This window comes from Zhengella sp. (assembly GCF_041397485.1).
Taxonomy (GTDB): Bacteria; Pseudomonadota; Alphaproteobacteria; order Rhizobiales; family Rhizobiaceae; genus Zhengella.
In genome coordinates this window covers 414095-439026 of record NZ_JAWKWO010000002.1, presented here as the reverse complement: position 1 = coordinate 439026, position 24932 = coordinate 414095, and the positions used below count along the sequence as shown (strand labels likewise).

Below are 24932 nucleotides of genomic sequence, written 5' to 3'. Positions count from 1 at the left end.
TCCCCTCTCCCGGAACCGGCAAATGGATAGGGCCGCGACGGGGAAAAGCAAGTGGGTTTCTTCACCGGTCCCGGCGCCGGGATGGCGCCGGTCCGTCCGTGTCAGGTGCCGCAATCGGCCTCACCGACCTCCAGGTCGAAGCGGCGCGGGCCCATGACATCCTCGCCGCCTTCCACATCGACAACGATCACCATCACGGCGCAATCGCCGGCATAGACGCGGTACTCGTCCTCGTCCGTACGCTCGATGGCATCGATGGGTTCGGCATCCAGCGCCTCCATGACCTGCTGATCGGTGATGATGCGCTCCAGTTCCTTCTGGCGCTGGTACCAGGGCGAAAGCGCGGCCAGCGCGGGAACGGCAAACAGGCATGCGGCGATGGCGATGGCGACACGTGAGGGCTTGGGCATGGCAGTTTCCCTTGTCTATTCGTGGTGCAGGGCCTCGATCGGGTCCAGACGGGCGGCGCGGCGGGCCGGAAAATAGCCGAAGATGATGCCGATGAAGGCGGAGAAGACGAAGGCCAGCGCGGCCACGCCCCAATCCGGCGAAAACGGAACCCGCATGAAGACCGAACCGGCATAGCCCAGGCCCAGCCCCAGCGCGATGCCGATCAGTCCGCCGATGAGCGACAGCACCACGGCCTCGACGAGGAACTGCATGAGGACCTGGCCCTCGGTGGCGCCGATGGCCAGCCGGATGCCGATCTCGCGGGTGCGCTCGGTGACGCTGACCAGCATGATGTTCATGATGCCGATGCCTCCGACCAGCAGGCTGACGGCGGCAACCGCCGAGAGCAGCCCCGTCATCACGCCGGTGATGCCGGTGAGCATGGACGACAGTTCCTTGGTGTCCATGACCATGAAATTGTCCTCGTCACCGGCGCGCACACGCCGGCGCTCACGCATGAGCACCTCGATGGCGCGCTGGACGCGGGCGGTGGAGAGGCCCTGCTCCACGCCCACGAAAATGGTGGTCACGTCCTGCTTGCCGGAGACGCGTCGCATGAAGGTGCGCACCGGCATGAGCAGGATGTCGTCCTGATCCGAGCCGAAGGCGGATGCACCCTTCGCGTTCAACACCCCTATGACACGGCAGGCGATCTGTTCGATGCGCACCTTGTCGCCGACCGGATTGCCGGCGCCGAACAGTTCCTTGCGCACGGTTTGACCCAGGATGCAGACGGCGGCGCCGGACCGGACCTCGCTTTCGAAGAATTCGCGGCCCTCCGCCAGCCCCCAGTCGCGGGTGGTGAAGAAGGCATTGTCGGTGCCGGTCACCTGGCCGGTATGGTTCTCGTTGCCGGCCACGATGGTCATGGACTGGACATTCATGGGCGCGGCGGCCTCGACTCCCGGCACCTGCTCAGCAATGGCCTCGACATCCTTCATGGTGAAGGGCGTTGCCGGCCGGCCCGTGCCGGGCGGGCCGCGGCTCAGGCCGGGACGGACCATCAGCAGGTTGGTGCCGAGCTTGGAAACGTCGGATTCGATCTGCACCGTCGACCCGCGCCCGATGGTGACCATGGCGATGACCGCCGCCACGCCGATAATGACGCCGAGTACCGTGAGGAAGGAGCGCATGGCATTGCGCATGATGGCGGCGAGCGCCTGAAGCACGGTTTCACGAAACATGGTCTGCCGCCCCCAGTCGCATGCGTTCCTGTTCGGGGCGCGTGACATCGCTTTCGATCAGGCCGTCGACGAAACGCACCACGCGGTCGGCATAGGCGGCCATGTCCGGCTCGTGGGTTACCATGACGACCGTCAGCCCCTCATCGCGGTTCAGCCGCGTGATCAGTTCCATGATCTCCACCGAACGGGCGGTATCGAGATTGCCGGTCGGCTCGTCGGCGAGCAGGATTTCCGGCCGGGTGACGATGGCGCGGGCGATGGCGACCCGCTGCTGCTCGCCGCCCGACAGCTTGGATGGCTCGCGGTCCATGCGGTGCTGCAGGCCGACCTTTTCCAGCATGGCCGCGGCGCGGGCGCGGCGCTCGGCACGCGGCATGCCCTTGTAGATGAGCGGCAGGACCACATTGTCGATGGCCCGGGTACGGGCCAGGAGATTGTAACGCTGGAACACGAAGCCGAGATAATCGCGGCGCAGGAGGGCCCTCTGATGGCGGTCGAAGCGGGCGACATCGGCGCCGGCGAACAGGTATTGCCCGGCGGTCGGCTTGTCGAGGCAGCCGAGAATGTTCATGGCGGTGGACTTGCCCGATCCCGACGGCCCCATGATGGCGACGAATTCGCCGGAGGCTATGTCGAGATCGATGCCGCACAATGCCCGAACCGCGCCCTCGCCCTCGCCATAGGTGCGGGTGATGCCGCGAAACGAGATCAGCGGCGGCGCGCTCGCCTTGCTCTTGGCCGGAGACGTGTTCATCGGGCCTGCGTGATGTCGGTGATGACGGAATCGCCGGGTTCCAGATCGCCATCCACGATTTCGGTGACGATACCGTCGGTGGCGCCGGTCCTGACACGCATCTCGGCAGCACTTCCGTCCTTCAACACCCAGAGCGGGCGCATGCCGTCCTCGCCGGCGGCGGCGGGCGGCTGGCTGCCACCGCGCGGGCGCCGCGGCATGAGCATGCCCAGAAGACCCGAGCCGCCCGTGCTTTCCTGTTCTTCGGGCGGGGCGAAGCGCAGCGCCGTGTTGGGCACAGTCAGCACACGGTTCTTCTCGGCGACCGTGATTTCGGCCGTCGCCGTCATGCCGGGGCGAAGCAACAGGCCGGAATTGTCGACATCGAGTATGGCCTCATAGGTGACGACGCCATTGACCGTCTCGGGTGCGAAGCGCAGCCCGGTAATGGCGGCGCTGAACGTGCGGTCCTGATAGGCCTCGACCGTGAATGTGGCTTCGTTGCCGATCACCACCTGGCCGATATCCGCCTCGTCTATGGCCACCGTCAGCTCCATCGCGGTCAGGTTTTCGGCCAGCGTGAACAGAACCGGCGCCTGCAGCGTGGCGGCGACGATCTGGCCTGGCTCGACGGAGCGCTTGAGCACGATGCCGTCGATGGGTGCGCAGATGCAGGCCTTGGCGAGGTTCGTTTCCTGCAATTTCAGGTCGGCCTCGGCCACGCGCACCGTTGCCTGCGCGGTCTTCAGCGCCGCCTCGGCACGCTGCCAGGCGGATTTCGCCGTCAGCAGGCTTTCTCCGGACGCGATGCCGCGCTCGTTCAGCCGCACCGCACGGTCATAGGCATCGCGCCGCTCGTCCATCGTGACGCGGGCTTCTTCCAGCGCCGCCTGACGGGCGGTGAGCTGGGCGCGGGCAGAGGCGACCGCCGCCTCAAGCTTGTCGGTATCGAGGCTGGCCAGCACATCGCCCTTCTTCACCACGTCGTTGAAATCGGCCTCCACGGTGCGCACGGTGCCCGACAGTTCCGACGAAATGTCGACCTGGCTGATCGGCTCGATGGTGCCGGTGGCGGTAACCGTGACCGTGATGTCCTTCACCGCGGCCGGAACGGTGGCATAGGCCACCGCCTCGCCGGCGCCGCGGCCCTGCCACCACCACACGGCCGCGCCGGCTGCCGCAAGGAGGATGAAAAGCGCCAGCCAGCGCGGCCAGCGGCGTCGGCCCTTGCGCCCCAGTGCTTCGATTTCCGCTGTCGTCGGCATGGTGCAATCCCGTCCTCGTTGTCGGCAGCAGTCTGGCTGCCCGCCATGCGTTTTCCTTGACGCGTATCAAGCACAGCACACAACGCTACGTGATATTGCGGCGCAAGACGAGTTACAAATCGGAAAGGCGCCTTGTCCTGCTTGGCGCTTGCGTTTCCTTGGCCTCATGATAAATGCGCGAGCATGACCGATACGCCACGCTCCCATATCCGCAACTTTTCCATCGTCGCCCATATCGACCATGGAAAGTCGACGCTTGCCGACCGGCTGATCCAGATGACCGGGTCCATCGAGGACCGGGAGATGAAGGACCAGATCCTCGACGCCATGGATATCGAGCGCGAGCGCGGCATCACCATCAAGGCGAACACGGTGCGCCTCGAATACGACGCCAAGGACGGCCAGCACTATGTGCTGAACCTGATCGACACGCCGGGGCATGTGGACTTCGCCTACGAGGTCTCGCGCTCGCTGGCGGCCTGCGAGGGATCGCTGCTGGTCGTCGATGCCAGCCAGGGCGTGGAAGCCCAGACGCTGGCCAATGTCTACCAGGCGCTCGACAACGACCACGAGATCGTCACCGTCCTCAACAAGATCGACCTGCCGGCCGCCGAGCCGGACCGCATCAAGGCGCAGATCGAGGACGTGATCGGGCTGGACGCCTCTGATGCCTGCATGATCTCGGCCAAGACCGGGGTTGGCATCGACACGGTTCTGGAAGCCATCGTCACCAAGCTGCCGCCGCCCGGGGAAGGCGAGCGCGACAAGCCGCTGAAAGCCATGCTGGTGGACAGCTGGTACGATTCCTATCTTGGCGTCATCGTGCTCGTGCGCATCATCGATGGCGTGCTGAAGAAGGGCCAGACCATCCGCATGATGGGCACGGATGCGAAATATCCGGTCGAGCGCGTGGGCGTGATGACACCCAAGATGGTGATGGTGGACAGCCTCGGCCCCGGCGAGATCGGTTTCATCACCGCCTCGATCAAGGAAGTGGCGGATACGCGCGTCGGCGACACGATCACCGAGGACAAGAAGCCGTGCGCGACCGCGCTGCCGGGCTTCAAGCCGGCGCAGCCGGTGGTGTTCTGCGGCCTTTTCCCGGTGGATGCGGCCGATTTCGAGGATCTGCGCGCGGCCATGGGCAAGCTCCGGCTCAATGACGCCTCGTTCTCGTTCGAGATGGAAACGTCCGCCGCGCTCGGCTTCGGCTTCCGCTGCGGCTTTCTCGGCCTGCTGCATCTGGAGATCATCCAGGAGCGGCTGGAGCGCGAGTTCAATCTCGACCTGATCGCCACCGCGCCGTCCGTCGTCTATCACCTGAACATGACCGACGGCTCGGTGATGGAGCTTCACAATCCGGCCGACATGCCCGACGTGGTGAAGATCGCGACCGTCGAGGAGCCGTGGATCCGCGCCACCATCCTGACGCCGGACGACTATCTCGGCTCGATCCTGAAGCTGTGCCAGGAGCGGCGCGGCGTGCAGATCGACCTCAACTATGTCGGCAAGCGGGCGATGGTCACCTATGACCTGCCGCTCAACGAGGTGGTGTTCGACTTCTACGACCGGCTGAAGTCGATCTCCAAGGGCTATGCCAGCTTCGATTACCAGCTCAAGGACTACCGCGAGGGCGACCTCGTGAAGATGTCCATCCTCGTCAATGACGAGCCGGTGGACGCGCTGTCCATGCTCGTGCACCGCTCCCAGGCGGACCGGCGCGGGCGCGCCATGTGCGAAAAGCTGAAGGAACTGATCCCCCGCCACCTGTTCAAGATCCCGGTGCAGGCGGCGATCGGCGGGAAGGTGATCGCCCGCGAGACCATCTCGGCCATGCGCAAGGACGTGACCGCCAAGTGCTATGGCGGCGACGCCACGCGCAAGCGCAAGCTGCTGGAGAAGCAGAAAGAGGGCAAGAAGAAGATGCGCCAGTTCGGCCGCGTCGAGATCCCCCAGGAAGCCTTCATCCAGGCCCTGAAGATGGGTGACAACTGAGGGCGCGCCTATTCCTCCCCTTGCGGGAGGGAAAGCGATTTCGATGGCTTGGCCGAGCGCATGCGAAGGCCAAACGTCAGAAATCGCCAGGGAGGGGTTTTCCGGATCAGCGCCTGACGCCAGCCGCATCCATGATATGGGTGCAAACCCCGTCGAGACTGGTCAGCACGTCGTCATTCCAGACCCTCAAGGTCTGAAATCCCGCTTCGGCCAGCGCAGCGTCTCTTCGCGCATCGCGTGCGGACCCGGAATGCTGTCCGCCATCGACCTCGATGATGAGCCGCGCTTCGAAACACACGAAATCGAGGATATAGCCTTCCAAAGGAATCTGGCGCCTGAATTTCAAACCGCCGAGTTTCCGTCCGCGCAGTGCCTGCCAAAGAATGTTTTCCGCCTTGGTCGCATCGGCGCGCATGTCCTTTGCAAAGCTGCGGTGCCGGTCCGGCGTCGGTCGATGCGGCATCGCTCCCTCCTTGAGCCCCTCCCTTGCAAAATCCAACATTTAGCCTGCGGCTAAGCTGTTGATTTTGCTTTCCCTCCCGCAAGGGGAGGGATAAACCGCCGCGCCCTCAACGTCCCTCCGGCTTCTCCGGCGGCACATAGCTGGCCCTGTCCGCCTGCCATTTCTTCCATTGTTTCCGATAGTCCATCTCGTGGTGACCGCCTGTCTTCCCTGGTCTCGCCATTCATGCAGGCGAGTGTTCTTTTCCATCAATGGCCAGACGCAAAAGCGGGCGTGGCAGTGGCAAGCCGTGCCCGCATTTGCGCATGATCTCGATCAATGCGCGATCGCCGCGGACGCTTTAAACGTTCATTCTGGATGAATGTTTTGCCCGGGAGGCGCGCCATGCGGCTGACGACACGAACGAATCTCGCCATGCGCACGCTCATGTTCTGCGCGGTGAATGACAGGCGCACGGTGCGCAAGGTGGAAATCGCCGAGGCCTGCAACGCTTCGGAAAACCATCTGGCGCAGGTGATCCGGCTGCTCGGCCAGCACGGGTTCATCCATGCCGTGCGCGGGCGCAATGGCGGCATGCAGCTTGCCCGGCCGGCCGGCGAGATCAATGTCGGCGCCGTGTTCCGCGTCTTCGAAAGCGAATTGCCGTTTGCCGAGTGTTTCTCGGGAGCGGAGAACCATTGCCCGCTGACCGACTATTGCTGGCTGCGCCCGGCCTTGAAAAAAGCGCTCGACGCCTTCTACACCACGCTCGACGCCATGACGCTGGCGGATCTGACCGCCGGAAACGACAGTCTTGAACGGCTGTTGCTGCTGCCAGCCCTGCCGCGCGGTTCCACCCGCTCCGTTTGCGGCATGGCCGCGCATGCCTGAACGGCGGCGGTTCAGACCGTCAGGTGGGCACGCACCTCCGCGCGGTCCAGTGACGGCGCGTCGCCCGCATGGACCACTTCGCCGCGATCCATGATGTAGACATCGTCGGCCAGTTCGCGGCAGAATTCCAGATACTGCTCCACCAGCAGCACCGCGATGCCCTGCGTGTCGCGCAGGAAGCGGATGGCGCGGCCGATATCCTTGATGATGGACGGCTGGATACCCTCGGTCGGTTCGTCAAGGACGAGCAGGCGGGGCCGGGTAACGAGCGCGCGGCCGATGGCAAGCTGCTGCTGTTGGCCGCCGGAGAGATCGCCGCCGCGCCGGTTCAGCATGTCCTTCAGCACCGGGAACAGTTCGAAGACGTAATCCGGGATGGAGCGGTCGCGGCGCTTCACGGGTGCGAAACCGGTCTCCAGGTTCTCGCGCACGGTCAGCAGCGGAAAGATCTCGCGGCCCTGCGGCACGAAGCCGATGCCGGCGCGGGCGCGGTCATAGGCCGGCGCGCGGCCGAACACCTTGCCGTCCAGCGCGATCTCGCCAGCGCTCAGGCGGTGATGGCCGACAATGGCGCGCATGAGCGAGGTCTTGCCGACGCCGTTGCGCCCCAGGACGCAGGTGATGCGCGCGGGCTTCGCCTCGATGGACACGCCGCGCAGGGCCTGGGCGGCGCCGTAGTGAAGGGAAGCATTGGTAACGGTCAGCATGATCAGCGCCCCAGATAGACTTCGATGACACGGGGATCGGCGGAGACGTGGTCGAGCGAGCCTTCCGACAGCACGGAGCCTTCATGCAGGCAGGTGACGCGGACCCCCAGATCGCGCACGAAATGCATGTCGTGTTCCACGACGATCACCGAATGGGTCCGGGCGATGTCCCTGAGCAGCCGCGCAGTCTCCTCTGTTTCGGCATCGGTCATGCCGGCAACCGGTTCATCGACAAGCAGGAGCTTGGGGTCCTGGGCCAGCAGCATGCCGATTTCCAGCCATTGCTTTTGCCCGTGCGAGAGGTTGGCGGCCAGATCGGCGCGGCGCGCAGACAGGCGCGTGATGTCCAGGATTTCGGCAATGCGCCCTTCCCCGCTGGCTGCCGGGTCCGAGAACAAGGTGCCGAAGACGGAGCGCGTGCCGGCCAGGGCGAGCGCAAGGTTGTCCTCCACCGTATGGCTTTCGAAAACCGTCGGCTTCTGGAACTTGCGGCCGATGCCCATGGTGGCGATGTCGGCCTCGTCATGCTTCGTCAGGTCGATATCGCCGCGGAAAAAGACCTGGCCGGTATCGGGCCGGGTCTTGCCGGTGATGATGTCCATCATGGTGGTCTTGCCGGCGCCATTGGGGCCGATGATGGCGCGCATCTCGCCTTCCTGGAGGACAAGGGAGAGGTTGTTGATCGCCCTGAACCCGTCGAAGGACACCGAGACGCCGTCGAGATAGAGCAGCGTCTCGCGACGGCGCGAGACCTCGGCGCTTTCCTGTTCGGCCTGCGCTGCATCCTCAATGTCGCGCGCCGCGTAGGGATGGGGCAGGATGACCGGTTCGTCCGGGTGGCGGATCAGTGTTTCAGCGCTCATCGTTCACTCTCCTGCCGCCGGCTGCGCCAGCGCGGCATCGGTTCCGGTTTCGGCCGTGGCGCTTTCGCGCCGCGCCTTCCATGCCGCCCAGCCGTGGGTGATCGTGCCGACGATGCCGCGCGGCAGGAACAGGGTGACGGCAATGAAAAGGCCGCCCAGCGCGAACAGCCAGAATTCGGGCAGCGCGCCGGTGAACCAGCTCTTGCCGGCATTGACGGTGAGCGCACCGACGATGGGGCCGACAATCGTGCCGCGCCCGCCGACAGCGGTCCACACGACGACCTCGATGGAATTGGCCGGGGCGAATTCCCCGGGATTGATGATGCCGACCTGCGGCACATAAAGCGCTCCGGCAATGCCGGCCATGATGGCGGACACGGTGAAAGCGAAGAGTTTCACGTTTTCAGGCCGGTAGCCAAGGAAGCGGGTGCGCGGCTCGGCATCGCGCACGGCGACCAGCAGCTTGCCGAAATGCGAGCCGACAATGGCAGCGGTGAACGCAACACCGGCAGCCAGAGCCAGCGCGGATGCGGCAAACAGGGCGGCTCGGGTGGTGTCGGCCTGAATGTTGAAGCCGAGGATGTCCTTGAAGTCGGTCAGGCCGTTGTTGCCGCCGAAACCCATGTCGTTGCGGAAGAAGGCGAGCAGCAGAGCATAGGTCATGGCCTGGGTGATGATCGACAGGTAGACGCCGGTAACCCGCGAGCGGAAGGCGAACCAGCCGAAGACGAAGGCCAGCAGGCCGGGCACCGCGACGACCATGAGCGCGGCGAACCAGAACTGGTCGAAGCCATGCCAGTACCAGGGCAGTTCCTTCCAGTTCAGGAAGACCATGAAATCAGGCAATTCGGGATGGCCATAGACGCCGCGCGTGCCGATCTGGCGCATCAGGTACATGCCCATGGCATAGCCGCCGAGCGCGAAGAAGGCGCCGTGGCCGAGCGACAGGATGCCGGCGAAACCCCAGACGAGATCGAGCGCCAGCGCCAGCAGCGCATAGCAGAGATACTTGCCGGTCAGTGCCACGATATAGGTGGGCACATGAATGGGGCTGGCCGGATCTGTCGCAAGGTTGAGCACCGGCACGAGAACGGCGATGGCGACAAGCAGGCACAGCGTGATGACGATGCCGGGCGTGAAGCCACGGGCAAACAGGCGGTTGGTGATCATGCCTCGACCGACCTTCCTTTCAGGGCGAACAGGCCGCGCGGGCGTTTCTGGATGAAGATGATGATGAAGACGAGGACGAGGATCTTGCCGAGAACCGCCCCGGCATAGGGTTCGAGGAACTTGTTGACGATGCCCAGCGAGAAAGCACCGACCAGCGTGCCCCAGAGATTGCCGACGCCGCCGAAGACGACCACCATGAAACTGTCGATGATGTAGCCCTGGCCGAGATTGGGCGAGACATTGTCGATCTGCGACAGGGCGACGCCGGCAAGGCCAGCCACGCCGGAGCCCAGCGCGAAGGTCATCGCGTCGACCCAGGGCGTGCGGATACCCATGGCGGCGGCCATGCGCCGGTTCTGCGTCACCGCGCGCATCTTCAGGCCGAGCGAGGTGCGGTTCATGGCCCAGAGCAGCACCGCGAAGACGACAAGCGCGAAGGCGACGATGAAGAGGCGGTTCCAGGTGATCGACATCTCCCCAAGCTGGAACGCGCCGGACATGAAGGACGGATTGGCCACCTCGCGGTTGGTCGGACCGAAAATCGTGCGCACCGCCTGTTGCAGGATGAGCGAGACGCCCCAGGTGGCCAGCAGCGTTTCCAGCGGCCGGCCGTAGAGGAAGCGGATGATGCCGCGCTCCATGGCCAGCCCGACGGCGCCGGCGGTGACGAAGGCCAGCGGCAGGGCGATGAGCAGCGACCAGTCGAGCAGCCAGGGCGCGCCATTGCGGATCACCTCCTGCACGGTGAAGGTGACATAGGCGCCGATCATGACCATTTCGCCATGGGCCATGTTGATGACGCCCATGACGCCAAAGGTGATGGCCAGACCGATGGCGGCCAGCAAGAGGACCGAACCGAGCGAGATGCCGTACCAGACGTTCTGCCCCACGCCCCACAGTGCCAGCCGGTCCTCGATACGGGTCATGGCCGCCTCGGCGGCGGCCTTCACCTCGCCATCGGCACCGGAGGCGAACTGGCTCAGCAGCCCAAGGGCATCGCGGTTGCCGACACGTTCGACAGCGGCGATGGCTTCCAGCTTGGCGGCATCGCCGCGGTCGGACAGCAGCAGCACGGCGGCGCGGGCGGTTTCCATGCGCGCGCGAACAGCGGCGTCGGTCTCGTTCCGGATGGCAGCCTCGACGGCTTCGAGGGCTTCCGGGTCCGGATTGGCAATGAGCGTTGCGGCGGCCTGCATGCGCACCGCCGGATCCCTGGCGGCAAGTGTCAAGGCGCCGACGGTATCGCGGATGTCACGGCGCAGCGAATTCTTCACGCGCACCTTCTTGAGCGCGCTGGCCGGCGCCGTGCCCATCGTTTCACCGGTCACGGGATCGAGCAGCGTTGCCGGATCGCCCGCGCCACGCACGACGAAGACCGCGCCATCGGACTGGCGCACCTGAAGCTCGCCATCCGACAGCGCATTGAGCGCAAACGCTGCACGCGGGTCGCCAAGGGCGGCAAGCGCGCCGATCACCTTTTCGGTGTCGTTGAAGCTCTTCGACAGGGCAAAGGTGGCAATGGTCCGCCGCAGGGCGGCCTCATCCTGCGCGAAAACTGGCGGAACGGCCGAAACGAGCAGGAGCAGAAGCGGAAGAAAAAGGCGGCAAAGGCGCATGGCGTTTCCGATCGCACGGGTTTCTCGATTCTGCCCGCGTCAATGACTTTGGGGAGCATGCGGGACGGACAGCAGCCCGCCCCGCATCGTTCTTCAGATTGCGTCAGTTGGCGACCGTGCCGAGGCAGGTGCCCGTTTCGGTGTTGTAGTTGCCGCATTTCAGCTCGACCCAATCGGCCTTGAGCGGCTTGGAATCGGGCAGGTAATCCGACCAGGCGTCACCCGGCACGAGGCCTTCGGTCTGCCAGACGGTCTCGAACTGGCCGTCATCCTGGATTTCACCCACCAGCACCGGCTTGGTGATGTGGTGGTTGGCGAGCATGACGGACGTCCCGCCGGTCAGATTCTCGGCTTCGGTGCCCGGCAGCGCCTCGATGACAGCATCGGCATCGGTGGTGCCGGCCTTCTCGACCGCCTTCACCCACATGTTGAAGCCGATGTAATGAGCTTCCATGGGATCGTTGGTCACGCGCTCCGGATTGCCGGTGAAGGCCTTCCATTCCTCGATGAACCTGGCATTGGCCGGGGCCTCGACGGACTGGAAATAATTCCAGGCGGCGAGATGGCCGACCAGCGGCGCGGTATCGAGACCGGCCAGTTCCTCTTCACCCACCGAGAAGGCGACGACCGGGATGTCCTCGGCCTTGACGCCCTGGTTGCCCAGTTCCTTGTAGAAGGGCACGTTGGCGTCGCCATTGATGGTCGATACAACCGCGGTCTTCTTGCCGGCCGAGCCGAAGGCCTTGATGTCGGACACGATCGTCTGCCAATCGGAATGACCGAAGGGCGTGTAGTTGATCATGATGTCCTCTTCGGCCACGCCCTTGGATTTGAGGTAGGCTTCGAGGATCTTGTTGGTCGTGCGCGGATAGACATAGTCGGTGCCGGCCAGAACCCAGCGCTCCACGCCTTCCTCGTTCATCAGGTAGTCGACGGCGGGGATGGCCTGCTGGTTCGGTGCGGCACCGGTGTAGAAGACGTTGCGCTCGCTTTCCTCCCCCTCGTACTGGACGGGATAGAACAGGATCGAATTGAGTTCCTTGAAGACCGGGAGGACCGACTTGCGCGACACGGACGTCCAGCAGCCGAAGACAGCCGCGACCTGGTCCTTCTCGATGAGTTCACGCGCCTTCTCGGCAAAAAGCGGCCAGTCGGACGCCGGATCGACGACCACGGCTTCCAGTTTCTTGCCCAGCAGGCCGCCCTTGGCATTCTGCTGTTCGATCAGCATGAGCATGGCGTCTTTCAGCGTCGTCTCCGAAATCGCCATCGTACCGGACAGCGAATGCAGGATACCGACCTTGATGGTGTCCTCGGCATGGGCGGAAAAGGCCATGCCCGACATGGCGAGCATGGCGGCGAGACCGGCGACGAGGGACTTGCGGGAACCAGTCATGTGAATACCTCCGACAGGTTTGTTTGCACCGCAACATTGACTGCAACACCCGTGCCAAGTCCGGTTTCATCCCCGCCGGACACGGAAACCACGTGGAATCAACGGGTTGATGCGCGAATGAAGAAAAGACGGCGACCGGGGCGATGTGCATATTTATTAGGCATGTATTATTTTTTGCCCAATCAATGCACATTATCCGGGGTTGGGCTGGCGCCGCGAATGCCTATATTCAACGGGCTGCATTCACTGCGGCAGGTTGTTTGCACCACAAGCGGCCTGGCCCTCCTTCCGGAGACGGGAGGAGGGCTTTCATTGTCCCCATGATGCATGTTTTTTGGCCGGCTTGAGCGAGATCAAGGAGACGGTCGCACACTATGACAAAAAGTAGCAGCGTGAAGGGGTTGGCGCAGCCTGCGGGATCGCCGATTATTGACCCTTCCAACCCTCGGGGTGCGGGGTTGCCGAATTTGTCGGCAGGCGGTATGGCCAAACTTCGCCATTTGCGATAAGACACATGCAAAAAATAGCATGTGACGATGGGAGTAGACGGCATGGATTTCGAGCAGCATTTCAAGGACCGGCTTGCCGACCTGAAGAACGAGGGCAATTACCGGGTCTTTGCCGATCTTGAACGCCAGGCCGGTTCCTTTCCACGCGCGGTGCGCCACAATGGCGGCGACGTGCGGGATGTCACCGTGTGGTGCTCGAACGATTATCTCGGCATGGGCCAGCACCCAAAGGTCGTGGCGGCGATGAAGGACGCGGTGGACCGCTGCGGCGCAGGCGCCGGCGGAACCCGCAACATTTCCGGCACCAATCATTTCCACGTTCTTCTCGAACAGGAACTGGCCGACCTGCATGGCAAGGAAGCCGCGCTGCTGTTCACCTCGGGCTATGTGTCCAACTGGGCGGCCCTTGGCACGCTGCTTTCCAAGATTCCGGGCATCATCTGTTTCTCCGACGAGATGAACCATGCCTCGATGATCGAAGGCATCCGGCACTCACGCTGCCAGAAGGTGCTGTTCAAGCACAATGACGTGGCCGATCTGCGCGCGAAGCTGGAAGCCGCCGATCCCGCCGCGCCGAAGCTGATCGCCTTTGAAAGCGTCTATTCGATGGATGGCGACATCGCGCCGATCCGGGAGATCTGCGATCTGGCCGACGAATTCGGTGCCATGACCTATCTCGACGAGGTGCATGCCGTCGGCCTTTACGGCCCGCGCGGCGGCGGCGTTGCCGAACGTGAAGGCCTCATGGACCGGCTGACAGTGATCGAGGGCACGCTGGGCAAGGCCTTCGGCGTGATGGGCGGTTTCATCACCGGCTCGGCCGCGCTCGTCGATTTCGTTCGCTCCTTCGCCTCGGGCTTCATCTTCACGACGGCCCTGCCGCCGGCTCTGGCAGCGGGTGCGCGCGCATCGATCCAGCACCTGAAGGTCAGCCAGATGGAACGTGCCCGGCACCAGGAGCGCGTGGCCAAGGTGCGCGCCGCGCTGGATGCGCGCGGTATTCCGCACCTGATGAATCCGAGCCATATCGTTCCGGTGATGGTGAAGGATCCCGTCAAGTGCAAATGGCTGTCGGACATCCTGCTCGACAGTTACGGCATCTATGTCCAGCCGATCAACTATCCGACCGTTGCGAAGGGCACCGAACGGCTGCGCATCACGCCGTCGCCCTACCATTCCGATGCGGATATCGAGCACCTGGCCGGGGCACTCAGCGACCTTTGGAGCCAATGCGCGCTGGCACGGGCTGTCGCCTGACGCCACCGCACGCCAGACCCCAACCGTGAAGATCCGAAAGCGCCTCCAGGGGCGCTTTTCTGCTTCAGGCCGCCGGTGTGTGCCGGAATGCCTCAAATTCGTTTCAAATCCTGCTCCCGGCACAAAAGATTTGGTGAGGGCCACCTGCGATCATCGGTTGGCAAAGAGGGGGTGCCTGAACCGACTGACCGGGATGGACGCCATGAAGCTTGAACCGATCGAAACACATTTCACCGATGTTCTGGACGGTGTGGCCTTTTCCATGGGCTGCGCCGGAATGCGGGTGATCGTCATCGTCACCAATGGGACCCTGGTGCGCATGGGACTGCCCGAGAAGGAAGAACTGCGCGCCGGATTCCTGGCGGAGCATCGGTCGCTCTGGCAGGAGGTGGCCAGCAGCAAGTTCGAACGCGGCGACTACGAGAACCGGGGCTCGCGGGTGCGCATCATGCCACGCGACATGGCGATCGTGCATTTCAGCCAGGCAAGCTGAGCGGAGCGGCCGGCTCAGGCCTTCACGCCCAGTTCGCTGCGCCAGGGCGGATTGGCGCCGGCGCGCGAAACCGTGACGGCGGCGGCGGCCATGCCAAGTTCGAGCGCGCGGCCAAGCAATTCCCGGCCCGGTGCGCGCAGCGCATCGAAGGTCAGGGCACCATCAGCCTGAAGGCTGGCGAGAAAGCCGGCATTGAACGTGTCGCCCGCTCCGACCGTATCGACAACCGCAACCTTCCTGGCGGGCAGCCAGATTTCACCACCAGAAAAGACCGCGCCGGCGCCCTGGCCGCCACGGGTCACAAGAACGACGGAGGGACCGCGCTGCAGAATGGCGCGGGCAAGGTCGCCTTCCTCGCCCGGTCCTTCCAGCCAATGCAGATCCTCGTCCGACAGCTTGACGATGGTTGCCGCGCCGATCATGCGGGCCATGCGGGCGCGGTAGGCTGCCTCGTCGCGAATGAAGCCGGGGCGGATGTTCGGGTCGATCATGACGGGCCGACGCGAAGCCTCGCGCAGCATCAGCGCCTCGTAAGCCGCGCCGCATGGCTCCACGGCGAGGCTGATGCCGCCGAAGAACATGGCCGCGACATCCTGATCGATGACCGGCATGTCCGCTGGCGCAAGCATGCGCCCGGCCGTGTTCTCGTCATGAAAGGCATAGGCTGCCTGACCGTCGACAAGGCGCACGAAAGCCAGGGTGGTGGGCCGGCCGGACAGGATGACGCCGCCGGTTTCGACCCGCGCGTCCTCAAGGCCGGCGAGCAGCATGCTGCCGAAAAAATCCGTCGAAATGCCCGAAACGAAACCGGTTGGCGCGCCCAGACGGCCAAGCGCGATTGCCGTGTTATAGACCGCGCCACCGCAATGGGGAGCAAACAGCACTTCGCCGTCAGCGCTCTCACGCGGCAGCATGTCGATCAGGGCTTCACCGCAACACAGGATCATGGTCTTGCCTGAAAGAACGCGAGAACTGCGGTACGAAGCATGTCAGTTGTCCTTCAGGAACGCATCCTGACCGACGAGAAAGCGCTCAAGCAGCGGCAGCGCGGCAGCGCCGAGGGCGCGGGCATTCGGGCCGACGGTTCCCTCTCCCACTCGCGGCGCCTCGATGCCGGCCAGATTGAGCCCGGCCAGCTTGTCCGCCGTGGCCGCCACGATGCGCGCCCGCACCGCTTCGGGCATGGATCCGTCTATGAGCGCCGCCTCGAAATCGATCACGCTGGCGGCGGCGAGAATGGCATGGGCCAGCCCGCGTGCCGCTTCCTCGATCCAGGGATCGAGGATCCCCGGCTCGACTTCCCAGTGGTTTGGCGAATCCCAAAGGATGGCGGAGCCGCGGCCATGCTCCTCCATGGCCCGTTCCAGCGTGGCCACGGAGGCAACGTCGATCAGCTGGCGGGTGCCGCCGCCGGGACCGGGCACGGGCATGGAGCCCAGCGCGCCGGCATTGCCGGTGCGGCCCGAATAAAGATTGCCGTTGAGCACGACGCCGCCGCCAACAAAGAAGCCGATATAGAAATAGACGAAATCGCGCGGCCGGCCTGTCTGGCCGAAGACAAGTTCGGCGCTGCATGCGGCGGTGGCGTCATTCTCCAGGAAGACCGGCAGGTCGCAGCAGGCGGCGATCTCGGCACGCATGTCCACCCGGCGCCAGGCTTCCGCCGTCTCGGCCGGCGCCCCGATCGATTCCGCCCAGTCCCACATCTTGAATGGCATGGCGATGCCGAGGCCGGCCAGACGCTGGCGGGCCGCATCGCTCAACGTGGCATCGATGCGCGCCATCGCCTCGCGGACAAAACCGACCATGCCGTCGGGCGTGGGATAGCGATAGGCATGATGGACCTGTTGCACGACATTGCCGAGGAAATCGGTCAGCACGAGGTCGGCGCTGCGCCGGCCCAGCTTGAGGCCATAGAACCAGGCGCCGTCCGGGGCGAGCGACATGGGAACCGAGGGCTGGCCGACACGGCCTCGGACCGGCTCGCCGCGCAGAAGCAGGCCATCGGCCTCCAGTTCGCGCATGATCACCGAGACGGTCTGCGCCGACAGGCCGGTCATGCGGGCGATATCGGATTTCGCCAACGCACCATGACGGCGCACCAGCGAGAGGACAAGCCGCTCGTTATAGGCCCGCATTCCGCTCTGGTTCGATCCGCGATTGAAGCGCTCCGGGGAACCCTCCCCCTCCTGCCTGCGCGTGGTGCCGCTGTCCAACTGTTCCTCCCCGCCCGTCCGGCGCGCAGATTCGCACGCCAGCCTCCATTAGCGTTTTGCCAGAGAATGCCCAAGCAGGCCATGCCTGTCAATTATTAAATCACTTTGATTTATCTATTGACAGCATGGTCGCAATGCGTTTTCATGGAAACAAGGCAGGTGCGGGAGGACCTCGGCCTGCCGGCGGGGCATCTGCCCCGGCATTCACATTTCCAAGGGAGGATGATCCTTGAAAACGTTCGCACCATTCAAGAAAGCGATGCTCGGAGCCGCGGCGCTGTGTGCCATTGCTGCAACCCCGGCCGCCGCGCAGGACATCAGCGCCTGCCTCATCACCAAGACCGATACCAATCCGTTCTTCGTCAAGATGCGCGAAGGCGCGGAAGCAAAGGCCAAGGACCTCGGCATCACGCTCAATTCCTATGCCGGCAAGGTGGATGGCGACAACGAGACGCAGGTTGCGGCCATCGAAACCTGCATTGCCAACGGCGCGAAGGGCATCCTGCTGACGCCATCCAGCACCTCGGCCATCGTGCCTTCCGTGCAGCAGGCGCGCGACGCCGGCCTGCTGGTGATCGCGCTCGACACGCCGCTCGATCCGATCGACGCGGCCGACATGACCTTCGCCACCGACAATTTCAAGGCCGGCGAACTGATCGGCCAATGGGCCCGGGCTACGCTCGGCGACGAGGCGGCGAATGCGAAGATCGGCATGCTCGATCTCGATGTATCGCAGCCCACCGTCGGCGTCTTGCGCGACCAGGGCTTCATGCAGGGCTTCGGCATCGACATCGCCGATCCGAACCAATGGGGCGACGAAAGCGACCCGCGGATCGTCGGTCACGACGTGACGGCGGGCAACGAGGAAGGTGGGCGCAAGGCGATGGAAAACCTGCTCGCCACCGACCCGTCGATCAATGTCGTCTATACGATCAACGAGCCGGCCGCAGCCGGCGCCTACCAGGCGCTGAAGGCCATCGGCCGTGAGAATGACGTGCTCATCGTTTCCGTCGATGGCGGCTGCCCGGGCGTCGCCAACGTCGAGGCCGGCGTGATCGGCGCGACATCGCAGCAATATCCGCTTCTCATGGCCTCCAAGGGCATCGAGGCGATTGCGGCCTGGGCAAACGACGGCGTCAAGCCGCAGGCCACCGAAGGCAAGGACTTCTTTGACACCGGCGTTGCGCTGGTGACCGACAAGCCGGCCGAGGGCGTGCCGTCGATTTCGGTCGAGGAAGGCAAAAACCTCTGCTGGGGCTGATCCCGGTCACCGGTCAGGCGGGTCTGCCCGCCTGACCTTTACGCCCATTTGCAAAACCCGCACACTGGCAAGACGCAGGACGCGGCGGCAGGACATGCGCCGCGCGCCCGAGCCTTGGGAGGACGTTGCCATGACCGATAGCGACCGTTTCGAGGACGTGGTCAAGACACGCCGCGAGGAGAAGTTCGCGGAATTCCAGCAGGCCGATCGCGGCTTCATGAGCCAGGTTCACCACGCGCTGCACACAACGCCGGCGCTGGTGCCGCTGATCGTTCTGCTGACAGCCATCCTCGTCTTCGGCCTCGTCCTCGGCTCGAAATTCTTTTCCCCCTTCGCGATGACACTGATCCTGCAACAGGTGCAGATCGTGGGTGTGCTGGCCGCCGCGCAGAGCCTCATCATCCTGACCGCCGGCATCGACCTCTCGGTCGGCGCGCTGGCCGTGCTGTGCTCGGTCATCATGGGACAATTCACATTCCGCTATGGCATCCCGCCCTTTCTCGCCGTCCTGGCGGGGCTGGCCTTCGGAACGACTGTCGGCGCGGTGAACGGCTGGCTGGTCAGCCGCGTCAAGCTGCCTCCCTTCATCGTGACGCTGGGCATGTGGCAGATCGTGCTGGCGGCGAACTATCTCTACTCGGCCAACGAGACGATCCGCGCACAGGATATCGAGGCGCAGGCTCCGTTCCTGCAGTTCCTCGGTGCGAAATTCCAGTTCGGCGGCGCCACGTTCACGCTGGGCGTGCTGCTGATGGTCGCGCTGGTGGTCGTGCTGGCCTATGCGCTGCGCTCCACCGCGTGGGGCCGCCACGTCTATGCGGTGGGCGACGATCCCGAGGCGGCGGGACTTTCCGGTGTCAACGTGCACAGGACACTGATGAGCGTCTACATGCTGGTCGGCTTCATCTGCGGCCTGGCGGGATGGGTGATGATCGGCCGCTACGGCTCCGTTTCGCCCTCGGCAACGACAGGCGTGATCGGCAATATCCAGTCGATCACGGCCGTGGTGATCGGCGGCATTTCGCTGTTTGGCGGGCGCGGCTCCATTCTCGGCGCCTTTTTTGGCGCGCTGATCGTGGGCGTGTTCGAACTCGGCCTGCGCATGGCGGGCGCGGACCCGCAATGGACCTACCTGCTGATCGGCACGCTCATCATCGGCGCCGTGACGGTGGACCAGTGGATCAGAAAGGTGACGGCATGACGGGCGAACCCATCCTCAAGGCACGCGGCCTTTCCAAGCGCTACGGCAAGGTGACCGCACTGGACAATTGCGACTTCGACCTGATGCCGGGCGAAATCCTGGCGGTCATCGGCGACAACGGCGCCGGCAAGTCAACGCTCATCAAGGCGCTTTCGGGTGCCGTGATTCCCGATGGTGGCGAGATCCGGCTGGACGGGAAGGCCGTCCGTTTCGAATCGCCCAATGACGCACGGGCCCATGGTATCGAAACGGTCTACCAGACGCTGGCCATGAGTCCGGCGCTTTCCATCGCCGACAACATGTTCATGGGGCGCGAATTGCGCGCGCCGGGCCTGATGGGCAAATGGTTCCGCAAGCTGGACCGCCGGGCGATGGAGGCGTTTTCCCGACAGAAGCTCGCCGATCTCGGCCTGATGACCATCCAGAACATCAACCAGCCGGTGGAAACGCTGTCGGGCGGCCAGCGGCAGGGCGTCGCGGTGGCGCGTGCGGCGGCCTTCGGCTCGAAGGTCATCATCCTGGACGAGCCCACGGCGGCGCTGGGCGTCAAGGAATCGCGGCGCGTCTTGGAACTGATCCTCGACGTGCGTGCGCGCGGCATCCCGATCATCCTGATCAGCCACAACATGCCACACGTGTTCGAGGTGGCGGACCGCATTCATGTCCACCGGCTCGGGCGGCGGCTGTGCGTGGTCGATCCGAAGCAACACACGATGGCCGACGCGGTGGCGCTGATGACGGGCGCCAAGGAACCGACGCCGGAAGAAATGGCGACGTGATGAAACGCAGCCGCATCAACGCGATCATTGCCGAGGCCGGCGCCTTCATCCGGTCGCATGGCTATGTCCTGCCGCCTTTCGCGCACTGGAGCGCCGAGGAGATGAAGGCGCGCCGGCCAGGCGGCATCGTCGATGCCCGCCTCGGCTGGGATATCACGGACTACGGCAAGGGCCGCTTCGACGATCTCGGCCTGTTCCTTTTCACCGTCCGCAACGGACGAACCGCCGACCTGACCGCCGGGCGCGGCATGCTTTATGCCGAGAAGATCATGATCTCGCGCAAGAACCAGTATTCGCCCATGCACCGGCATGTGATCAAGGCGGAGGACATCATCAACCGGGGCGGCGGGACGCTGGCGATCAAGCTGTTCATGAGCGCGCCGGACGGTTCCATCGACCATGAAGCACCGGTGCGCGTGCCCTGCGACGGCGTCGGGCGGGTGCTTGAGGCCGGCGGCATCCTGACGCTCTCGCCCGGCGAAAGCGTGACGCTGATGCCAGGCGTCTGGCATGCCTTCTGGGCCGAGGGCGCCGACGTGCTGATCGGCGAGGTATCCACGGTCAATGATGACGAGACCGACAACATCTTCGCCGAACCGATCGACCGCTTCTCCACCATCGAGGAGGATTGCGCGCCGACGCATCTGCTGGTTTCGGATTACGGAACCTGGCTGGCATGACGCCGCTCCGGATACCGGCCGACGACCTGGCCAGCCTGATCGCGGAGCGGGCGGCGGGGAAAGAACGCTTCACCGTGGCCATTGCGGGGGCGCCGGGCGCGGGGAAATCGACGCTGGCCGCCACGCTTGCCACGGCGCTCGGCAGCGTTGCCATGGTCGTTCCGATGGACGGCTTCCACTTCGACAATGCGATTCTGGAGGCGCGCGGCCAGATGGCGGTCAAGGGTGCGCCGGAAACCTTCGACGTGGCGGGGTTTTCCGCGTTGCTTGCGCGCCTTGCCACGGAAGACGCGGTCGCGATCCCGGTTTTCGACAGGGCCGCCGATCTTGCCCGCGCGGGCGCTGCCATCATTTCGGGCGATACGCCGCTGCGCATCGTCGAAGGCAATTACCTGCTCCTCAAGCGCCCGGGCTGGCGCGATCTGCGGCGGCATTTCGACCTGACGGTCTTTCTCGACGTGGCTGAGGCGGACCTGGAACGGCGGTTGGTGCAGCGCTGGCTGGACCACGGCCTCGACGGGGCGGAGGCGCGGGCACGGGCGCTCTCAAACGACATTCCCAACGCGCGGCTCGTCGTTGCCGAGTCCGCCAGCGCCGACATCGTCATCGCATAATCCGCTCGACAAATGGCATATGGCTTGCTTCGCTTGGCGGGTCAGTCAGGAGCAGGAGCCGGATGAACCAGGTCACCCCCATTGCGCCCGCCATGCAGCGCACATCCGGGCGCGGCGGCATCGCCGCCAAGGCGGCGGGCGGACGCACACGGCTCGACCGGCTGTACCAGGAGGGCGCGGCGCGAATCCGCATCCCGCGCCTGCCGGGACAGGCGGTCATGGAAGCCGTGATCATCAATACCGCTGGCGGGCTGACGGGCGGCGACCGCCTCTCGTGGGACGCCCATGCCGGTGCCGGCGCCTCTCTCACCCTCACCACGCAGGCCTGCGAAAAAGTCTACAAGGCAACGGACGGCACGGCACAGGTCGACGTTTCGCTGCGCGCGGAGACGGGTGCCAGCCTGGCCTGGCTGCCGCAGGAGACCATTCTTTTCGACAAGGCGCGGCTCGAGCGCCGGCTTGAGGCCGATCTTGCGCCGGACGCGCGGCTGCTGGCCGTCGAAGCCACGATTTTCGGGCGCCAGGCGCATGGCGAAACCGTGCGCGCGGCGCTGTTTGCAGACCGCTGGCGCATCCGTCGCGACGGCTCCCTGATCCATGCCGAAAACCTGCGGCTTTCCGGGGATGTGGCGCAGGCCCTGGACCTTCCGGCCGTGACCGGCGGCGGCATTGCCGTGGCCACGGTTCTGCTCGCCTGCGCAGAGGCAGAAGCCCTCGTCACGCCGCTGCGCCGCCTGCTGGCGGCTTGTCCGCAGGTCCATTCCGGCGCATCCTTCTGGCAGGTTGGCGGGTCTGGCAAGCTTCTTGCCAGACTGGTGGCAAACGACGGCATCAGCCTGCGCAAGGCGCTCTCCCCAGCGCTGGCGCTGCTCAATCGAGGGGCAGTCCTGCCCAAAATGTGGTCATTGTGACGGAGTGAAAAACGCATGATCCTGACACCGCGCGAAAAGGACAAGCTGCTGATTTCCATGGCGGCCATGGTGGCGCGGCGGCGGCTCGAACGGGGCGTGAAGCTGAACCATCCGGAAGCGGTGGCCCTGATCACCGATTTCGTGGTGGAGGGCGCGCGCGACGGGCGGGCGGTCGCAGACCTGATGGAAGCGGGCGCGCATGTCATCAGCCGCGAGCAGGTGATGGAGGGCGTGGCCGAAATGATCCACGATGTCCAGGTCGAAGCGACCTTTCCGGACGGCACCAAGCTCGTCACCGTGCACGAGCCGATCCGATAGGCGCGCATGACCCTCAATCCCGAACCCGGCGATGACACGAGTCGCGACACCGTCGCGGCCGCCGATGCGCGCATGATCGCGGACGCGGCCCTGTTTGCCGCGCGCGCCCATGCCGGCCAGATCCGCGAGGATTCGCGCGAACCCTATATCAACCATCTTGCCGAGGTCGCAGCCTTCCTGGCGGCGCTGGAACCGTTCGATCCGGTGCTCGTCACTGCCGGCTGGCTGCATGATGTGGTGGAGGACACGTCCTTCACGCTGGAGGATATCCGCACACTTTTCGGCGCGGACGTGGCAGAACTCGTGAACGACGTCTCCGATCCGCCCGACCTGAAGGGCAAGGTCCGGCGCGACAGGCAGGTGACGCACACGATGGAAAGCGGGCCGCGCGTCAAGCTGCTGAAGCTGGCCGACAAGACTTCCAATGTGGAGGAGCTGACCGGGCTTCCGGCGGCGCGGTTCGATCGCAAGGGCAATGAACGCTACCTGAAATGGGCCCGGCGCGTGGTTGCCGTCTGCCGCGGCCTGGCGCCGGAGCTGGAAGCCCGCTTCGACAGGGCGGCCGAACGGCTGGAGGGCGAGATCGCCGAGGCAAAGGCACGAGAAAAGCCGGGGAAGCACGGGAAATCGAAAACATCGCGCCGCAAAGGCTCACCGAAGAAGGAGAAGAAGAAGTGAAACGCATCATCCCGGCCCTGGCGGCCGTTCTCACGTCGTCCGCACCTGCCTTCGCGCATCTGAACCCGGCAGAGCACGGCTCGCTGGCCGCGGGGCTGACGCATCCGCTGTTCGGCCTGGACCATGTCTTGGCAATGCTGGCCGTCGGCCTGTTCGGAGCATCGCTTGGCGGGCGGGCGGTCTGGGCGCTTCCGGCCGCCTTCGTGAGCGCGATGGTAGCCGGGTTTTCCCTGTCGCTGAGTGGCATGGTGCTTCCTTTCGTGGAGCCAGTCATCCTTGCCTCGGTCGTTGCGCTCGGTCTCGTTGTCGCCATGGCAATGCCGGTTTCAGCCGGCTGGGGGATGGCACTTGCCGGTTTCTTCGCGCTCTTCCATGGCAATGCCCATGGCGCGGAAATCGGCATGGCAGGCATCCTGCCCTATGCGGCGGGGTTTGCCATTGCCACCGCCTTCCTGCATGCCTCGGGCGCAGCGCTTGGCCTCGGACTGCAGCGACAGGCCGGCGATCGCGCGGGACGGGTGGCGATGCGGGCGGCAGGTGGCGCAACGATGCTCGGCGGCCTCGCGCTCGCCTTCGCGGGCTGAGGGGGCGTACATGATCCCGGGCGAAATCATCACCGCCGATGGCGACATTGAACTCAATGCCGGCCAGCCGATCGTCACACTGGAGGTCGCCAATACGGGCGACCGGCCCGTGCAGGTGGGCTCGCACTACCATTTCTTCGAAACCAATCCGGCGCTCTCCTTCGACCGTGACAGGGCGCGCGGAATGCGTCTCGACATCGCGGCGGGTACCGCCGTCCGCTTCGAGCCCGGACAGGCACGCGAGGTGACGCTGGTCCCGCTTTCGGGAAAGCGCGCGGTCTACGGGTTCCGCCAAGCCGTGATGGGGGACCTGTGAAGAGCAAGCTGATCGCAATCATCACGCTGCTGGCCGCCGCGTGGCCGGCCATGGCGCAGGACGTGGACTGCGCCAATGCACAGACACAGATGGAAATGACCTATTGCGCCGAACAGGCATGGATGGCCGCCGACGAGGATCTGAACCTGGCCTATGGCATGGCTCAGGACGCCATGAAGCGGCTGGACAGCTATCTGGGCGAACAGAAAGGTGCATCGGCCATATTGCGGGACGCCCAGCGCGCCTGGATCGACTTCCGCGACAAGGCCTGCGCGGCGGAAGGCTATCAGGCGCATGGCGGCTCGATGGAACCGATGCTCATCTATTCCTGCCGCGAACGGCTGACCCGCCAGCGCACCGAAGACCTGCGCCTGATCGGCGAAGAGAACTGACCGGAGAGAGA

The 24932-nt window shown here is 64.8% G+C and carries 27 protein-coding genes; 15 read left to right on the top strand and 12 right to left on the bottom strand.

The features are described from left to right. Positions 1–101: 101 nt before the first annotated feature. The 4 genes from R3D65_RS08180 to R3D65_RS08165 are packed head-to-tail and all read right to left on the bottom strand — an operon-like array spanning position 102 to position 3632. Positions 102–410: a hypothetical protein gene (locus tag R3D65_RS08180; RefSeq protein WP_371274721.1), complete on the bottom strand. Its 309-nt coding sequence runs from the start codon at positions 408–410 to the stop codon at positions 102–104. A gap of 15 nt (positions 411–425) precedes the next feature. Then, complete coding sequence (locus R3D65_RS08175; RefSeq protein ID WP_371274720.1) at positions 426–1634, bottom strand: ABC transporter permease; 1209 nt, start codon at positions 1632–1634, stop codon at positions 426–428. Then, positions 1624–2388 (bottom strand): ABC transporter ATP-binding protein, encoded by a 765-nt coding sequence (locus R3D65_RS08170; protein WP_371274719.1) that lies wholly within the window; start codon positions 2386–2388, stop codon positions 1624–1626. Before R3D65_RS08170 ends, R3D65_RS08175 begins: the two co-directional genes overlap by 11 nt. After that, entirely contained in the window at positions 2385–3632 is a 1248-nt protein-coding gene (locus R3D65_RS08165; protein ID WP_371274718.1) for an efflux RND transporter periplasmic adaptor subunit, read from the bottom strand. Before R3D65_RS08165 ends, R3D65_RS08170 begins: the two co-directional genes overlap by 4 nt. A 183-nt stretch (positions 3633–3815) precedes the next feature. Here R3D65_RS08165 and lepA point away from each other — a divergent pair, with 183 nt between their 5' ends. Beyond that, the gene (gene lepA / locus R3D65_RS08160) at positions 3816–5627 is read left to right on the top strand and encodes a translation elongation factor 4 (RefSeq protein ID WP_371274717.1); all 1812 of its coding nucleotides are present in this window, start codon (positions 3816–3818) and stop codon (positions 5625–5627) included. A gap of 106 nt (positions 5628–5733) precedes the next feature. Here the strand turns inward: lepA and R3D65_RS08155 are convergent, their stop codons facing one another. Then, on the bottom strand, positions 5734–6090 hold the full coding sequence (locus R3D65_RS08155; RefSeq protein WP_371274716.1) for an endonuclease domain-containing protein: 357 nt from the start codon (positions 6088–6090) through the stop codon (positions 5734–5736). A 384-nt stretch (positions 6091–6474) separates the two neighbouring features. Between R3D65_RS08155 and R3D65_RS08150 the strand changes: the two genes are divergently transcribed. Continuing rightward, positions 6475–6960 carry an Rrf2 family transcriptional regulator gene (locus tag R3D65_RS08150; RefSeq protein WP_371274715.1) on the top strand — a complete coding sequence of 162 codons (486 nt, stop codon included), beginning with the start codon at positions 6475–6477 and terminating at the stop codon, positions 6958–6960. An 11-nt stretch (positions 6961–6971) separates the two neighbouring features. On the opposite strand, the gene urtE is transcribed toward R3D65_RS08150, so the two are convergent. The 5 genes from urtE to urtA form a co-directional block, all read right to left on the bottom strand. After that, positions 6972–7667, bottom strand: coding sequence for an urea ABC transporter ATP-binding subunit UrtE (urtE, locus tag R3D65_RS08145; protein ID WP_371274714.1), 696 nt, complete (start codon positions 7665–7667; stop codon positions 6972–6974). 2 nt (positions 7668–7669) lie between these two features. Continuing rightward, complete coding sequence (gene urtD, locus R3D65_RS08140; RefSeq protein ID WP_371274713.1) at positions 7670–8530, bottom strand: urea ABC transporter ATP-binding protein UrtD; 861 nt, start codon at positions 8528–8530, stop codon at positions 7670–7672. A gap of 3 nt (positions 8531–8533) precedes the next feature. Beyond that, on the bottom strand, positions 8534–9700 hold the full coding sequence (gene urtC / locus R3D65_RS08135; RefSeq protein ID WP_371274712.1) for an urea ABC transporter permease subunit UrtC: 1167 nt from the start codon (positions 9698–9700) through the stop codon (positions 8534–8536). Next, entirely contained in the window at positions 9697–11316 is a 1620-nt protein-coding gene (urtB, locus tag R3D65_RS08130) for an urea ABC transporter permease subunit UrtB (protein ID WP_371274711.1), read from the bottom strand. Before urtB ends, urtC begins: the two co-directional genes overlap by 4 nt. 103 nt (positions 11317–11419) lie before the next feature. Beyond that, entirely contained in the window at positions 11420–12712 is a 1293-nt protein-coding gene (gene urtA / locus R3D65_RS08125) for an urea ABC transporter substrate-binding protein (protein WP_371274710.1), read from the bottom strand. A 551-nt stretch (positions 12713–13263) separates the two neighbouring features. Here urtA and hemA point away from each other — a divergent pair. Both hemA and R3D65_RS08115 read left to right on the top strand, forming a co-directional pair. Continuing rightward, positions 13264–14478: a 5-aminolevulinate synthase gene (gene hemA / locus R3D65_RS08120; protein ID WP_371274709.1), complete on the top strand. Its 1215-nt coding sequence runs from the start codon at positions 13264–13266 to the stop codon at positions 14476–14478. Between the two features lie 202 nt (positions 14479–14680). Beyond that, positions 14681–14971 (top strand): hypothetical protein, encoded by a 291-nt coding sequence (locus tag R3D65_RS08115; protein ID WP_371274708.1) that lies wholly within the window; start codon positions 14681–14683, stop codon positions 14969–14971. A 14-nt stretch (positions 14972–14985) separates the two neighbouring features. Here R3D65_RS08115 and R3D65_RS08110 read toward each other — a convergent pair whose 3' ends face one another. Next, on the bottom strand, positions 14986–15918 hold the full coding sequence (locus R3D65_RS08110; protein WP_371274707.1) for a carbohydrate kinase: 933 nt from the start codon (positions 15916–15918) through the stop codon (positions 14986–14988). A gap of 42 nt (positions 15919–15960) precedes the next feature. Then, positions 15961–17187: an ROK family protein gene (locus tag R3D65_RS08105; protein ID WP_371274706.1), complete on the bottom strand. Its 1227-nt coding sequence runs from the start codon at positions 17185–17187 to the stop codon at positions 15961–15963. 259 nt (positions 17188–17446) lie between these two features. Between R3D65_RS08105 and R3D65_RS08100 the strand changes: the two genes are divergently transcribed. From R3D65_RS08100 to R3D65_RS08050, 11 genes are all read left to right on the top strand, one after another. Further along, on the top strand, positions 17447–18448 hold the full coding sequence (locus tag R3D65_RS08100; RefSeq protein WP_371275013.1) for a sugar ABC transporter substrate-binding protein: 1002 nt from the start codon (positions 17447–17449) through the stop codon (positions 18446–18448). 130 nt (positions 18449–18578) lie between these two features. Further along, entirely contained in the window at positions 18579–19649 is a 1071-nt protein-coding gene (locus R3D65_RS08095) for an ABC transporter permease (RefSeq protein WP_371274705.1), read from the top strand. Next, the gene (locus tag R3D65_RS08090; protein WP_371274704.1) at positions 19646–20428 is read left to right on the top strand and encodes an ATP-binding cassette domain-containing protein; all 783 of its coding nucleotides are present in this window, start codon (positions 19646–19648) and stop codon (positions 20426–20428) included. The genes R3D65_RS08095 and R3D65_RS08090 overlap by 4 nt, the downstream gene beginning before the upstream one ends. After that, positions 20428–21108: a D-lyxose/D-mannose family sugar isomerase gene (locus R3D65_RS08085; protein ID WP_371275012.1), complete on the top strand. Its 681-nt coding sequence runs from the start codon at positions 20428–20430 to the stop codon at positions 21106–21108. Before R3D65_RS08090 ends, R3D65_RS08085 begins: the two co-directional genes overlap by 1 nt. Further along, positions 21105–21722, top strand: coding sequence for a nucleoside/nucleotide kinase family protein (locus R3D65_RS08080; protein WP_371274703.1), 618 nt, complete (start codon positions 21105–21107; stop codon positions 21720–21722). The genes R3D65_RS08085 and R3D65_RS08080 overlap by 4 nt, the downstream gene beginning before the upstream one ends. Before the next feature lie 62 nt (positions 21723–21784). Continuing rightward, positions 21785–22633, top strand: coding sequence for an urease accessory protein UreD (locus tag R3D65_RS08075; RefSeq protein WP_371274702.1), 849 nt, complete (start codon positions 21785–21787; stop codon positions 22631–22633). Between the two features lie 15 nt (positions 22634–22648). Beyond that, complete coding sequence (locus R3D65_RS08070) at positions 22649–22951, top strand: urease subunit gamma (RefSeq protein WP_371274701.1); 303 nt, start codon at positions 22649–22651, stop codon at positions 22949–22951. Between the two features lie 6 nt (positions 22952–22957). Next, entirely contained in the window at positions 22958–23629 is a 672-nt protein-coding gene (locus tag R3D65_RS08065; RefSeq protein ID WP_371274700.1) for an HD domain-containing protein, read from the top strand. Next, positions 23626–24213: a HupE/UreJ family protein gene (locus tag R3D65_RS08060; protein WP_371274699.1), complete on the top strand. Its 588-nt coding sequence runs from the start codon at positions 23626–23628 to the stop codon at positions 24211–24213. The genes R3D65_RS08065 and R3D65_RS08060 overlap by 4 nt, the downstream gene beginning before the upstream one ends. A gap of 10 nt (positions 24214–24223) precedes the next feature. After that, positions 24224–24529 carry an urease subunit beta gene (locus R3D65_RS08055; protein ID WP_371274698.1) on the top strand — a complete coding sequence of 102 codons (306 nt, stop codon included), beginning with the start codon at positions 24224–24226 and terminating at the stop codon, positions 24527–24529. After that, positions 24526–24921 carry a lysozyme inhibitor LprI family protein gene (locus R3D65_RS08050; RefSeq protein ID WP_371274697.1) on the top strand — a complete coding sequence of 132 codons (396 nt, stop codon included), beginning with the start codon at positions 24526–24528 and terminating at the stop codon, positions 24919–24921. Before R3D65_RS08055 ends, R3D65_RS08050 begins: the two co-directional genes overlap by 4 nt. Positions 24922–24932 lie beyond the last annotated feature (11 nt).

Excerpts from the sequence above, each read along its gene's own strand:
- urtA (WP_371274710.1), bottom strand. The coding sequence starts at position 12,712 with ATGACTGGTTCCCGCAAGTCCCTCGTCGCCGGTCTCGCCGCCATGCTC.
- R3D65_RS08180 (WP_371274721.1), bottom strand. The coding sequence starts at position 410 with ATGCCCAAGCCCTCACGTGTCGCCATCGCCATCGCCGCATGCCTGTTT.
- R3D65_RS08175 (WP_371274720.1), bottom strand. The coding sequence starts at position 1,634 with ATGTTTCGTGAAACCGTGCTTCAGGCGCTCGCCGCCATCATGCGCAAT.
- urtD (WP_371274713.1), bottom strand. The coding sequence starts at position 8,530 with ATGAGCGCTGAAACACTGATCCGCCACCCGGACGAACCGGTCATCCTG.
- R3D65_RS08150 (WP_371274715.1), top strand. The coding sequence starts at position 6,475 with ATGCGGCTGACGACACGAACGAATCTCGCCATGCGCACGCTCATGTTC.
- R3D65_RS08075 (WP_371274702.1), top strand. The coding sequence starts at position 21,785 with ATGAACCAGGTCACCCCCATTGCGCCCGCCATGCAGCGCACATCCGGG.
- R3D65_RS08100 (WP_371275013.1), top strand. The coding sequence starts at position 17,447 with ATGCTCGGAGCCGCGGCGCTGTGTGCCATTGCTGCAACCCCGGCCGCC.
- R3D65_RS08085 (WP_371275012.1), top strand. The coding sequence starts at position 20,428 with ATGAAACGCAGCCGCATCAACGCGATCATTGCCGAGGCCGGCGCCTTC.
- R3D65_RS08110 (WP_371274707.1), bottom strand. The coding sequence starts at position 15,918 with ATGATCCTGTGTTGCGGTGAAGCCCTGATCGACATGCTGCCGCGTGAG.
- lepA (WP_371274717.1), top strand. The coding sequence starts at position 3,816 with ATGACCGATACGCCACGCTCCCATATCCGCAACTTTTCCATCGTCGCC.
- R3D65_RS08055 (WP_371274698.1), top strand. The coding sequence starts at position 24,224 with ATGATCCCGGGCGAAATCATCACCGCCGATGGCGACATTGAACTCAAT.
- R3D65_RS08065 (WP_371274700.1), top strand. The coding sequence starts at position 22,958 with ATGACCCTCAATCCCGAACCCGGCGATGACACGAGTCGCGACACCGTC.
- urtE (WP_371274714.1), bottom strand. The coding sequence starts at position 7,667 with ATGCTGACCGTTACCAATGCTTCCCTTCACTACGGCGCCGCCCAGGCC.
- R3D65_RS08155 (WP_371274716.1), bottom strand. The coding sequence starts at position 6,090 with ATGCCGCATCGACCGACGCCGGACCGGCACCGCAGCTTTGCAAAGGAC.
- R3D65_RS08115 (WP_371274708.1), top strand. The coding sequence starts at position 14,681 with ATGAAGCTTGAACCGATCGAAACACATTTCACCGATGTTCTGGACGGT.
- R3D65_RS08170 (WP_371274719.1), bottom strand. The coding sequence starts at position 2,388 with ATGAACACGTCTCCGGCCAAGAGCAAGGCGAGCGCGCCGCCGCTGATC.
- R3D65_RS08080 (WP_371274703.1), top strand. The coding sequence starts at position 21,105 with ATGACGCCGCTCCGGATACCGGCCGACGACCTGGCCAGCCTGATCGCG.
- R3D65_RS08095 (WP_371274705.1), top strand. The coding sequence starts at position 18,579 with ATGACCGATAGCGACCGTTTCGAGGACGTGGTCAAGACACGCCGCGAG.
- urtB (WP_371274711.1), bottom strand. The coding sequence starts at position 11,316 with ATGCGCCTTTGCCGCCTTTTTCTTCCGCTTCTGCTCCTGCTCGTTTCG.
- urtC (WP_371274712.1), bottom strand. The coding sequence starts at position 9,700 with ATGATCACCAACCGCCTGTTTGCCCGTGGCTTCACGCCCGGCATCGTC.
- R3D65_RS08165 (WP_371274718.1), bottom strand. The coding sequence starts at position 3,632 with ATGCCGACGACAGCGGAAATCGAAGCACTGGGGCGCAAGGGCCGACGC.
- hemA (WP_371274709.1), top strand. The coding sequence starts at position 13,264 with ATGGATTTCGAGCAGCATTTCAAGGACCGGCTTGCCGACCTGAAGAAC.
- R3D65_RS08070 (WP_371274701.1), top strand. The coding sequence starts at position 22,649 with ATGATCCTGACACCGCGCGAAAAGGACAAGCTGCTGATTTCCATGGCG.
- R3D65_RS08090 (WP_371274704.1), top strand. The coding sequence starts at position 19,646 with ATGACGGGCGAACCCATCCTCAAGGCACGCGGCCTTTCCAAGCGCTAC.